This is a genomic window from Providencia sp. PROV255 (genome assembly GCF_028478065.1).
Lineage (GTDB): Bacteria > Pseudomonadota > Gammaproteobacteria > Enterobacterales > Enterobacteriaceae > Providencia > Providencia rettgeri.
In genome coordinates this window covers 124,511-137,012 of record NZ_JAMPMI010000024.1, presented here as the reverse complement: position 1 = coordinate 137,012, position 12,502 = coordinate 124,511, and the positions used below count along the sequence as shown (strand labels likewise).

Annotated in this window: 10 protein-coding genes; 6 read left to right on the top strand and 4 right to left on the bottom strand. The window is 46.8% G+C overall.

Annotated features, from left to right (window positions below):
- Positions 1 to 1,879: conjugative transfer system coupling protein TraD (gene traD, locus PR725_RS19590; RefSeq protein ID WP_272570172.1), on the bottom strand; the 1,879-nt coding region annotated here is incomplete at its 3' end.
- Entirely contained in the window at positions 1,872 to 4,541 is a 2,670-nt protein-coding gene (gene mobH, locus PR725_RS19585) for a MobH family relaxase (RefSeq protein ID WP_272570170.1), read from the bottom strand. The genes mobH and traD, both read right to left, overlap by 8 nt.
- 147 nt (positions 4,542 to 4,688) lie before the next feature.
- Between mobH and PR725_RS19580 the strand changes: the two genes are divergently transcribed.
- Positions 4,689 to 5,264, top strand: a complete 576-nt coding sequence (locus tag PR725_RS19580) for a hypothetical protein (RefSeq protein ID WP_272570169.1) — start codon at positions 4,689 to 4,691, stop codon at positions 5,262 to 5,264.
- Between the two features lie 35 nt (positions 5,265 to 5,299).
- On the top strand, positions 5,300 to 6,226 hold the full coding sequence (locus PR725_RS19575) for a DsbA family protein (RefSeq protein WP_272570168.1): 927 nt from the start codon (positions 5,300 to 5,302) through the stop codon (positions 6,224 to 6,226).
- Between the two features lie 234 nt (positions 6,227 to 6,460).
- Here the strand turns inward: PR725_RS19575 and PR725_RS19570 are convergent, their stop codons facing one another.
- Entirely contained in the window at positions 6,461 to 7,288 is an 828-nt protein-coding gene (locus tag PR725_RS19570) for a hypothetical protein (RefSeq protein WP_272570167.1), read from the bottom strand.
- A gap of 379 nt (positions 7,289 to 7,667) precedes the next feature.
- Here PR725_RS19570 and PR725_RS19565 point away from each other — a divergent pair, with 379 nt between their 5' ends.
- Positions 7,668 to 8,951, top strand: coding sequence for a hypothetical protein (locus tag PR725_RS19565; RefSeq protein WP_272570165.1), 1,284 nt, complete (start codon positions 7,668 to 7,670; stop codon positions 8,949 to 8,951).
- A gap of 103 nt (positions 8,952 to 9,054) precedes the next feature.
- Here the strand turns inward: PR725_RS19565 and PR725_RS19560 are convergent, their stop codons facing one another.
- Positions 9,055 to 10,530 carry a 3'-5' exonuclease gene (locus PR725_RS19560; protein ID WP_272570164.1) on the bottom strand — a complete coding sequence of 492 codons (1,476 nt, stop codon included), beginning with the start codon at positions 10,528 to 10,530 and terminating at the stop codon, positions 9,055 to 9,057.
- Between the two features lie 209 nt (positions 10,531 to 10,739).
- Between PR725_RS19560 and PR725_RS19555 the strand changes: the two genes are divergently transcribed.
- The 3 genes from PR725_RS19555 to PR725_RS19545 all read left to right on the top strand — a co-directional run bounded on the left by PR725_RS19555 (position 10,740) and on the right by PR725_RS19545 (position 12,447).
- On the top strand, positions 10,740 to 11,120 hold the full coding sequence (locus PR725_RS19555; protein ID WP_272570163.1) for a hypothetical protein: 381 nt from the start codon (positions 10,740 to 10,742) through the stop codon (positions 11,118 to 11,120).
- Positions 11,120 to 11,407, top strand: coding sequence for a DUF1294 domain-containing protein (locus PR725_RS19550; protein ID WP_272570162.1), 288 nt, complete (start codon positions 11,120 to 11,122; stop codon positions 11,405 to 11,407). Before PR725_RS19555 ends, PR725_RS19550 begins: the two co-directional genes overlap by 1 nt.
- Before the next feature lie 122 nt (positions 11,408 to 11,529).
- On the top strand, positions 11,530 to 12,447 hold the full coding sequence (locus tag PR725_RS19545; protein ID WP_272570159.1) for a LysR family transcriptional regulator: 918 nt from the start codon (positions 11,530 to 11,532) through the stop codon (positions 12,445 to 12,447).
- Positions 12,448 to 12,502 lie beyond the last annotated feature (55 nt).

Sequence of the window (12,502 nt, the reverse complement as noted above, 5' to 3'; positions counted from 1 at the left end):
GGTTAAACGCCTTGTCCCCCTTCGGAGACATAATGATGGGCACTTTACCTTTGACGATTTTGTTCGCCTGGTTAATGGCCATGAATTCCAAGTTCGGTAGCCAGCCGAGTAACGGAGAAGGGAACAGCTCACCTTCCTCTTCCATGATGCGCTCACTGACCGAGCCAGTGATCATCTCAGGGTCAGCGCCTGCGCTGGAGCCATGACCGCGCATGACGTACTTGAACTTGGTCATCGGCACGCGTTTCATGACCGCCTCTTGCGCATCAGGGTCGGGGGTGCGTAACGCAGTAAAGTGGTTGGTGTTGGTGACGATTTGTTTCATCTTGGCCTCAGAGCCCAGGCGCGCTTCAAAGTCGCTGGTGGACTGAGATGAGATGAAAAGGCGGAAGCCTGCCCCACGGGTTTTGTTCAGCATCTTAATGACCTGATCGTTAATGACTTCAGCGGCTTCGTCGATAAGCACCATCACCGGAGCCAGGTCATCCCCGCGTGGTTTCATGAAGTTGTACACGTCCGCCGACACACTGGTGATGTCAGACAGGAAGATAGAGCCCACTGCCGAACCGGTTTCCGCATCCGCCAATGAGTCCAGCCCCATGTACAGCATGCCACCGGTCGTGATGATGTCGCGCACGTTGGAGATAGGGCGGAAGTCGTTCAGCTGGGATTCATCGTCACTGTCCGGGGACAGCAATTCTGCCATGAAACCCTGCGTCAGCTGGCTGAGGATAGGCATCACGTTCAGTATCATCTTTTGGAAGTGCTCACGCTGGTGGCCGAGCATATCCAGACCGGCTTCAATGCTTGGGAAGCTGCGGTTTGCCTTGATATCGTTGCGGTAAATTTCGGCGCAGATATCGGCGATTTCCTTTGGCCCCTTCGCTTTGTTGGCATAACGATCCATGCGCATGGCGAAGATACGGTCAAAATCATCCTCACCCAGCACTTGACGGCCAATTTTTGTAACCGACTTAATGATGAGTTCAGCCAGAGCAGACACATCCGAGCCCAGCTGGGTTTTCACGTTCTTGAGGGTTGGTTTCAACTCGCAGATCTTCATCAGCTCTACGACCGTGGTCAAGGACATGATACCGAACGACACAAACGGGTCACTCGTGCCATCGGCACGCTGAATGACGGAAGTGATGCGGTTAGCGACTTCACCCGCACGCGTGTAGTTGGTGATAGGAGAAATACGCGCGGATTTCTCTGGGTGCGCCAGCGACATGTAGTTGAACTTATCTTCACGGTTCACCAGTCGCAGGCACATGTTCATCCAGTCCGCCAGTTCTTCATCGTTTTTCGGGTCGATGAGGATCAGCGGCTGTTTCTTCAGTGCGGCCTGAAGGATGAGTAGCTTATAGTAGGTTGTTTTACCCGAACCGGTTGTGCCGGTCACCAGGGTATGCAATGACAGCAGATCTTCAGCGACGCGTATCCATTGTTGTTTTTCACCCAGGGCGTGGATCCAACCCAAGCCCATGAAGTTTTCCGGCACTTTGCTGACGAACTTCTTGATGTCTCGTTTGATGAGCTCGGATGCCAGCTGGCCTTCCGGTTGGCCCCACTCAAAACCATACCCCAGCAGGTAGCTGTCAGGGAATTTCATCATGACGTCGATAACGGATTCCAACTCCATTTTCAGGACGTTTGGCTTGCGCTTTAATCGGCTCTTGTGCTTGTAAATGTCCCACGCGGAAGGCACGGAACGAGCCGCATAGGCCGCTTGTACCGCAACGGCCAAGTAGCAAGGTACCGCAGGCATATTGAATGCAGCGTTGACAGCCAGTGAGGCAGCAATCCCCACACCCCAACCGGCGATTTCCAGCGCCTCAAAGTTGGGACGCCAGCGCATGTTATAACTCCATTCACTCATTATCGTTCACCATGAAATTTTGAATATTGCTGTTAACGAGGATGTAATCGACACCAGTACGGGTCACATAGTCGAAATTATCAATCAGTACCTGTTGGAACTGATTGGCGTTGATGTTCAGCTCTTGTGCAATACGACGCTTTTGCAATGAGGACAAGGCGATCACCGGGTCGCCATTGAAGGCGGTTTTAGTTGCCCCTTTGGTCGCAATAGCGCGATAGACTTCGGTCATATCCACACTGACGTCAGTCAGGTCAAACGGGCTCAGGCTGGCACGATAACGTTGACCGGAAAGCTGGTCGATATCGGCGTTGAGCTCTTTGCGCAGGTAAAAACACATTTGAGAACGATGGGTGTAATACTCGCAGGGGGCTTCCATAAACGGATACCAGATCCAATCTGCGTCCCGCATCGGTTCAAAGAGCGAGTCCTCAACCCCGTTTTCTAAAATAATGCAGCAGTGACCGCTTTCATGGAAAAGACCGGACTGATTCGCAGCAACGTAAGACGCCAGCTTTTCCTTCGCAAGGTCTGAAGCGTTGCGGAATAGAGGGGTCTGATCTTGATGTAGCGGGGTCAGTTGTTCGCCATCCAAAGCGGCCATGTGGTTTTTGTCATAACCAAAATCGTTCTCCTGTGTGGGCGGTTCAAAATTCCCGTTATCCACTTCATCCTGCACTCGTTGGATCTGTGCTCGCGCTTTTGTCATCGGGTCGCTGGTCGGTTTGGCGTCCACCAGATGACGCTCGTCATTCTGATAGCCTTCGGTAACCGCGTGGTACTTTAACGTATCCCACAAAGACAGCGTTTCACGGTCATACTCTGGCTCTTGATAATGGTCTGCCTCCGACATGATGGGTGGGGGCATTTCGTCAGAGGTACTTTGTTTGCTCAATACGTCTTTTAGGCTCAGCTGCTGCGACTCAACCTTGGCTTTTTTCGGTTCGCTCGCAGGTGTTTTAACGGGCTGGTTCTGTTCAACCGATGCAGGTGATCCCTGGAAGGCTTCACCCGGCTTTTGATTAGCCAACTCGGCCTGGGCTTTGGCTTTTGCATCCTGACGGGCATTCACCTTTTCGTAGTCGGCATCAGAGAGCAGATTAAGGTGATGTAGCAGTTGGTGGGCGTTATCTGGGGTCACCGGATTCGAGGCCCCAAACATATTGTCCAGCGGGTTGTCATTCTCATCCGGCAGCAGTGTGCCACCTTTCAGGATTTCAGGATCGACGTCAGCCGGAATACTGTTTTCACGCGGCTCTTTATTCCCCACGTAAGGGCGGCTTTCTTTCAGTACAGGGATGTTTTTCCCTTTGCTGGTTTGGAATTCACGCCACTCGCTTTCAATGCGGATGCGGGAGGAAATAGGGAGCGGCTCCATCGTGTCCACAAACAGCACGTCCGGAGAGATAAGCCGCAGACAACTCAGCGCCACTTTGGGCTCTTTGCTATTACGGGAATCCCGGTCATTCATGATGTGCGGGGCAATACGCCAATACGCAGTATCTTCGTTTTTGTTTATGTTCGGAATGCACAATTTATAGCTCATCATCAAATCAGCCAGGCTGTTGGCCGACTGAGGGATCACCGCACCGGATTTCTTCACGGTATTGGTGATGTCTTTGACTGCCGTGCCCCAAACGATGAACACGCCATAGGTGGTAACCCAAATCGGATTGCCGGGTTTGTTGGGTTGCCACACCCCTTTCTTTAACAGGTGGCGCATGGCATCCACGATACGCTGGACCGCAGGGACTCCCGATTGCGTTGCACGAACCGCATCACCGCCATAGCGTTGCAGGTCATGGCGGACAGAAATAACGTCGGATTCCTTTACAATCTTCAGGATCTTGTTTTTCATTTCCGGTGCGTTTTCTTCGGTGGCATCCAGGCGAACCGTACTCACGGCCATTGCCCGAGTCAGCTCGTTATAGATGTCGTTACCCTCGCTCAGCAGGAACTCATGCAGAATTTGCGGCATGATCATCATCATCATGGCGGTGGTGCTGGAGTGGTGCTGTTGGTGGCGCGAGCTCTTCCAGACCAGAAAATAACGTTCAATTTTATTGGCTTTCGCCCACTCATGAATTGGAGTGCGGCCCGGAGGCCAGTGATAGGTACCGGACTTATCCCAGACTTCGTAATCCGTAAACGGCTTGCCAATGTCATGCAGCAGGCCAGCGGTCGCAATCGCAAGACGCCAGGCCAGCATACGGCTGGATTTCACCACGGGCATTTCCATCGAATCGAATTCAATGTTTTTGGCCTTACGGATGGACTGGAAACACACCTCAAGCGAATGGCGCATCAGACCACTCTGTGCTCGGTGGTGGTGATGTTCGGAAGCGGGAAACAGCTGCACGAAGTTCGCAAAGCTATCAAGCATCGGCATCATCAGCTGCTCAAATTCGCTATCCCGAATATTGAGCTCGCGTTTAATAGCCTGGATCATGTCGGTTTGTTTTTCACGCAGAATGTAGTTACCAGGGATCAGTGCAGGGAAACCAATTTCAGCGGGCGGGTAACGCAAAATATCACCACGTACAACCAATGAATCTACACCGTCGCGCATAGAGTCGATTTCTTCGAGGGTCTCCAGAGGGATGTTAATCTCGTCCTGTTCCTCAATTTTTTTGCCAAACAGCGTTTTGATGATCTTCAGCATTTAAAGCTCTCCGTTGTAGTGCAAGTACGATAACCCATGAGCGGGTGCGGGCAGGAACGAAAAGGCCCTCGTTTTGTCGGCTAAAACGGTAACTGGCAATTTTAAAAAAAAGGATAATGACTGTGCTTTCTAACCGGAGAAGAAGTGATGAAAACCCGTAAACGTTTCGCATTGCCCTTGTTGGCAACCTTAGTCATTGCCACCTTGACCGGGTGTGCAGCGGACAAATCGAAGGCCCCAGAGCGTACCTATGTTGATGAAACGCAGGTGACGGTGGTCAAGGCGACTTACCCTGAAGGCTATGAGTTTTCAGAGTCCTACTACAGCACTGAGCGTGGCGGTGCCGCACTACGCCACCCAGGCTATGAGCACACGCTTGTGAGCCCGTATGCCGTTCATGACCAAACGGGCAAGCGTTACGTTGCTCGCGATCTGGATACCCAGATCTTGCTGACCAGTGTATCCAGCACAGCCTATGCCAACGGCCCGCGCGGGACGTTTACTCAGTCACCCAGGTTCTGCGATGAAAATTCGTTCATGCTGCCGAACAGTAAGCAAACCGCTAAACGTGGTGAGTACCTGCAAATTAAAGAGCGTTACTGTTCAACGCCAGGTTACCGCCTGAGCCAGCACGAAATTGACGTGCTGACCCGTGGCGAGCCGGAAGATCTGCGCAAATATCGGCTGAAGATGTATGTCGATAACCAATTCACCAAATTTTAAGTGACTAACCAATTCTTAAGTGGGGTAAGAAAACGATGTCCAAGCAAGTCAATAAAATTCAAGTCATCGGTCCAATCGCCATTGGTGTGATGATTGCCGTTTCAATGGGCGCAAGCCTTTACACCGCTGTGCAAACGAGCGGTATCAAGACCAAACTTAATGCGCTTCAAGCGCAGGTGGTTCAGGTCGAAAACAACGGTAAAAGCCTGTACGCAAGTGTTGAGGGGCAATTTGCGCAGTTGGCTAAATCCGGCGGTGGCGTTGCGGGTTCTAACGGTGATGTGAAGTCAGCGGTGCAAGCCGCACTGGCTGGTTTGGAAGAGGACAAGCTCGCTGAGAAGCGCGCTGAGTTGTACAAAGGCTGGGAGCAGGTTAGCGTCAACAAAGATGGACGCTACATCTACGGCAATCCGGACGCGCGATTTACGCTGGTGAACTATGAAGATCTGGAATGTCCATTCTGCAAGCAGTTCCATAAGACGCCGAAATATTTGGTTGATACGGCCAACAACGGCGCGGTGAACTGGGAGTGGCGTCATTTCAACCTGGCTTTTCATGAGCCAATGGCAACCAAAGCGGCAATGACAGCGGAATGTGTGGCCGAGCAAAAAGGTCCGAAGGGCTTCTGGGGTGCAACCAACTACTGGTTCGAGCACACGCAGGGCAATGGCAAAGGGTTCGAAGACAGCGCAGGCATCCCGACACTGTTCGAACTGGACAAAGCGGCGTTTGATACCTGCATGCAGGATCCGAACATCATCCAGCGTATCAAGCGCGATATGGATGCTGGGACAAAAGACGGCGTAAACGGGACACCGACGACTATCGTGATCGATAACAAAACCGGTGAGCGTGAAAGCATTGTCGGCGCGCGTCCGTTCGCTGGCTTCGTTGAAGTCATTGAGCGCATGGTGAAAGGCGAGGCTGAAAAAGCCCCCGCTGCGGCACCGACTAAAAAATAAATTCGGATGCCCGGTTCGTCCGGGCAATCCTCTATTCTGCAAAGAGAAAATGATGAATAAAAATGTTTTTTTAATTCCAGCATTGCTGATGGCGTTCAGCCTCTCGTCGCTGGCGAGAGTCTGGATATGGAAATAACGGCACATGAACAGGCTAAGAATGATAGTTCTGACGAAGAGAGCTACGCCTGCCAGTGATTGCTGATTACGGCATTAAAGTCAGCCTAGCGCTGGCTTTTAAGATAATATCCCATGCCTTAGAATTTCTGTACTAAGGGTAGGGTGGTTAGAGAACCTCAAATAAAGCAGATCCATTAGCGGGTCGTTATTAATGCTTATTATGTGTAGATATGCAGGTGCTCCTTTATGGTAAGCGATAATTCCACTAATGTGACTTGATATAACACCACTTAACAAGTCATCATGTTTTATAGTCACTAACTTTTCACCTTCATCGGTTGTTTTCTTTTTCTTCATTTCGTGTCGAGCTATAGGAATACCTGCTCCCATTTGCTTCCCCGTTCTTTTATCAAATACCAATTCTAATTCATCCTTGAAGAATGAATAGGCAGAGAATAGCAATGGACCAGATACTGTTCCCGGAAATAAATTCCCCATATCTATCGCGATAATTTTTGAATCGTTAGGGCTTACAATTTTTTTGCCTAACCATTTCTTATATTGCTCTGATTTATCGGAGATCTTTGAAGTTACAAATAGCTTTGTTTCATCTTGCTTGAGTACGTCATCGGGAACAAATGAGCGATAAGGCTCATCTCTGAACCTATTTTCTGGTTTGGTTATTTTTGTGACCTCTATGTGTGCTATTACCCCATCAATGTTTAATTTTAAGTCAGGATGGTTTTCACCCGTCTGGCATATCATTTTTATTCTAGAAGGCTCTTCTGCTTGTAGGCAGTGAAATAAATATGCAAAAAGCAATTCGGATTTAAAGCTATCTAGTTTGTTTTTATCTCGTGAGTTGGATGAATACTCTGAGAGGGTGTCCTCTTTTATTCCAAAAAGAGATTTTGTTGAATAGAACATTTCATCCCAGTTAGGCATACACAGCATCCCTTCAAAATTTGTTTCGGCAATAATATCATTTAATCCAAGATATAAATTTAGTCTTGGCATAATTCACAAAATATCAATAGAATCTCGTCATTCTCGGTGGTGATCGTATTAGAACCGTTGATGTTGATGAGGCTCTGTGTGCTTATATTTACCATATAAATAAAGCAAATTTACTCGATGATGCAAAAATATGAATAAAAAGCCTTCATTTAACACTTTTATGATGGCTAACCTAGTGAATTCGTTGTTATGTTTACCAAACAGTATAGATTATTTTCTATAGGATCTACATACTAGAATTCAATGTAATCTAGCAGATACAGATCGAGCTTGGCGATAAAAATCGAAGAAAGGTAAGAGTGTAGATATGAATAGACCATTACTAGTAAATAATAAATATATCAATAATTATTTAAATTATGTATGGGGTGAATTAAAAGAGAAATATGGTTCATTCGGCACTCAGCAATACACCTATAATGATAATTCTAATCCAGATATTTATTACTATTCTTTAAGTTGTTCATTTGTTCAAAATGGAAAAGTAGCTTCATTGTTATTGCATGTATCTAAAGATAGAGGAATTTATCAAATATCTCAAGATCTCGATGGCAGCCAAGAAACTACGTTGACAAATGAAATAATAAATATTTTTATCAGATCTCCTAAGGGGGATGATTTAAATAAGCACATAAAGTCAACTGGAGTCAAACTGAAGGTAAATACAAACGTTAAGCTTAGCGGTGATTACTACTTCGACAAGTGTTGCATTAAAATTGAAGACCATTCTCATAGTGGTTATTTTTATTTGATATTTAATATTGATTACATTCACAAGGACGAGATAACAAAAAAATCAATTAAAAAAGCTGATGAAATTCTATCGGCGTTATCGATTTTAATATATGACTATTTTTCATTAAGTTATAATGATGATTTATCTGAAGATACTGAAGAAGCACTTGGTATTAATGGTTTGTATATAGAAAATGAAAACTACATGGACTTGGATGAAGTGATTGAGACTAGAGGGTATTGCTTACCTCCTGATTCAGACAAAATTATTTTCGAAGTCTTGAGTTCTCCTACTAGATTAAATTCTGCTAGATTATTTAGAGAGGCTCTGTGCTTCAGAAGGGAATTTATTAAATCAACACTAAATCCATCTTTTTTATGTGTTGATTCATTTGAGGGCGTGATTGCAAGGCCGCCAAACCACTCTCAACCAAGAGCATGTCACAATGATTTAAATGATATAGTCAAAAAATATGAAATAATTGCTTATGTGAGCGCCATTGAATCCATCCTACCCACCAAGAGTATCAAGAAAGAGACAGAATGTCCGGAATGCAAGACTAAAATCATAGAAAGTGTTAGTGGTATAAGTAGGAAGTTTAACGAATTTATAGACAGAAATGCTAACGAATATATATTATTAAAAACTATTTATAAAAATATATATAAGCATCGCAGTCGATTCCTTCACGCAGGATTTAATTTGACTCCACCGCCAAGCTATATCCCTGGACTTCCTCTGAATATACTTCAGCCGGAACTTGAATTAGGGATGCCTGAATATTATCATAATATAACGGATTGGACCGGATACTTATTAAGAAACGATGTTTTAAAAGAAATAAAAAACAGATAGATACATACGTTGTATTAGGCCTAATGCTTTTAGATATGGAATTCAGTGTGATCGCTTATTTGGTGCTTCATGTAAGGGATTAAAGGCCCACAAAGGGCCTTCTTTACACAATGACAATCGACTCGTTTCGCTCACGCCGATGATTATACTGCTCCAGCAATTCCATCATTGAGCTGTTGATGTTGATGCGACTTTGTGTCCGCGTGATCGCAACGTACAGCAAGTTCATCTCATCAATAATACTCTGCTTCGATTTTTTCATCATCATTGCTTCAATAATACTGGGAAAATCATCGTTTAAAATAACGTTATCCCACTCCATGCCTTTGGATGTATGAGCGGTAGTGATGATGAGATCTGCATCTTTGTGGGTGCGAGCCTCATTCAGACGCATCGTATCGACCATGCCAGGGATATCAACATAGTTATCCATCAACCTGATGGCTCGGGTCATGTTCGTGTCTTTGGTCGTTTCCGCGATCTCTTGGAAGTTGGCCCAGTTGCCATAGTCTGTCAGTATTCGTGGATTTTTAATGGCCTCGTAATTGCTGGTTTTCATGGCATGTAAGTCAAGTAACTCCCCCAGATTGTACTTACCAATGCCACCATTCCACATGACGCGCTTACCCATCAGGATAGCCTCATAGGCGGAAGAAATGACCCCCATATATGTTCGTGAGATAACAGCATGAAAACCCTGCTGGGCTATCTCATGAGGCTGACAAACCTCATCCAATTTCCCCAGCCCTACAAGTGGGTGGGTTTCACCAATCATGGACAGCACCACATTGGCAAGTGCCGCAACCATCGGACCAAAGCGAAATGATTTTGTCAGTCTGAGAACGGCCGCGCCTTTCTCTTCCACAACGCCCAGGGCATTCTCGGCACCACGCCAACGGTTAATCATTTGGTGCTTATCGCCGACAAACAACTTCGCGCACTTGTTATTAAGCACAATATCAAGCGTCACGGGGTTGGCATCCTGCGCTTCATCGAACAAAATAATGTCATAGACTACATCCAGCGCCGGGTTAGACATCTGATAAAGCTTCAGCAACGTGTTGTTCGTGCAGGGTACGTCAGATTCCTGGTCGATTTGTTGCTTCCAGATCCGACGTGCAGCACGCAATGCTGAGTCCACGCGGGAGGGTGGAATTTTGTCAATGTTACCGATGTCTTTTAAAACGTGGGTCGTGTTAATTTCATAGTCAGCCGAGTTCATGAAGTGAGAAAGGCCATTGATAGCCAGTTTGACTACGCGCCAATCCTCTTCGCCCATCAGGTCGCGGTACTCTTTCACCTGAATGTTCAGTTTTGTCTTGTGCCGATAATGCTTAAAGCGGGCAGCGGCCAGCGCATGTGAGGTTTTGCACTCCACGTTTTTTGGGAATTTTTTCTCAGCCTCTTCGCGTATCGACTTATTAAAGACCAGATAAAGCATCTTTTTATCTTTGTGGGTGTCTGCATAAACTTTCAGTGTGAACGTCTTGCCCGACCCCGCATAGGCTTGCACGCAAACCATCGACCCAGGCTCTGCTTTGTAGTCGATGATCTTCTGTTGCTCATCAGTTGCTGCCATGAGGCTTCCTATCGGTTGAAATAGGCGTAAATGATACGATTTTATCAACTCAGAAGGCACTGAAAAGGAGGGCGGAACGGGGACAAAAAAGGCTGACTAATACGGCTGTTCGGTGTTTCATAGAGAGGATAAATTCGGGGAGTGTTTTCACGTAAAACACGGTAGCGGTTACCGGTTTAGAAATTCCCACAACAACAGGCCTAATATTCATGAATAATCCCGACGAAGAACCCTTAAATGCTGTTCCCATTAGCCCTGACAGCCTCGTTAAAACGTTACGCACGCTGTATATGAAGAGCACGCGCGCCCTTCGTGAGTCCGATAGACAGGCACAAAAGAAAAAGCAACTGCAAAAGGCCGTGCAAGATGCCACAATGCAGGTAAACGAACTGACCACTCAAAGCCTTAACGGCCAGCGTAGCGAGACTTTCCAGGCACAGCAGGAAATGGCAGCGAAAGCGCTCAGAAAGGCCAATCGCAAACTGGCGAAATTCTTTGATACAGCGGAAGAAGTGGAAGATCGTACAACACTGGCTATGACAAACCTCCGGGATTATCTCACCACCAATATTGATGAGAGGAACAAATAATGTTTTACGCATACACGGCGCTGTGGATGATTGCCTGGAGCCTGATTTCGATTTACGTGTATCGTAAGGACAAGCAACAGGCGATAGAAAGAGGTCCGCGAGTAGAAGAGTTGACGCTTGATGCGCTGGCCTTTCTGGGGGGCTGGCCGGGTTGCATCATCGCTCAACAGATGTTCAAGCATAAAACACGTAGTGCATACCAGCGCCGGTTTCGCGCTTTAGTTGGGGCTTGGGTGCTTGGCTATGCCTCTTTGTGGTATTTTTTGTGGGTTGGTCAAATCATCTAATACTCACCGCTTCAAACCAAAAAGGGAGGCCGCATTTTTAATGCACCTCCCTTTTTGTTTACATCAAAAAAGGAAATTGCAAAAATACAACCTTAGACTGCAATTTTGCAGGGGGAGGATGTATGTATTTATCGGGATGGGATGACGTTAAAGTTTTCCTTGCTGCTTATCGAACCAATTCCTTGCGTGGTGCTTCTATTCGACTATCGATGGATCAGACAACGGTCAGCCGAAGACTGACAAATTTAGAAAAACAACTCAACGCCAAACTGTTTTATCGCACCCCTGATGGACTGGTACCCACTGAAATAGCAGAAATGGTGTTGGATAGCGCCCAGGAAATGGAGCGAAACTCGGTTTCTTTTCTGCGCTTGAGCGAAGGAATGAATGGCGCGCTCTCCGGTGATGTTTCAATCGCCACCACTGACAGGCTTGCTGTCGAATTCCTAATGTCAGCGATGAAGATATTGAGAGAACGGTACCCCAATATCAATGTCACCATGAAACTTAGTGCGCAGATGGCGGACATGTCGCGTGGTGAAGCTGAAATTGCGGTGAGAACCAAAAGGCCTGAGGCTCCAGATCTCATTGCTAAAAGGCTTGGGCGCTGGGATGTCGGCTTATATGCAACCCAGACATATCTTGATAAGTTTGGTTTCCCTGAGCCCGGCCAGCACTTTGCTAACCATGACATTGCCTTGTACGACAATAAATTCAGCAGCCCTGTACCAGAGACTTTAGTTGGTGAGTCGCGGCGAAATGCGCGGATCGTTGCCAGGCTGACATCCAGTTTTCTACTTACCACGTTTGTACGTTCGGGCATGGCTCTTGGAGAGTTGCCAAGCTACCAAGAGCTACGGTATCCAGAGTTAATTCGAATATGGCCGGATAAGGCCAGAAAGAAAAAATACGAGGTGTGGAAGGTTATTCACAAAGATGCAGCTGAACTTGCCAGAGTAAAGGCGGTTTCTGAGGTCATCTCAGAAGTGTTTGACGGGGACATTAAACCATTTATCGCAGATCTACAAAGTTCGCTTTAACTTTTAGTTCATGAAATGCAAAAAACCCGACCGAAGTCGGGTTTTCTTGATTCAG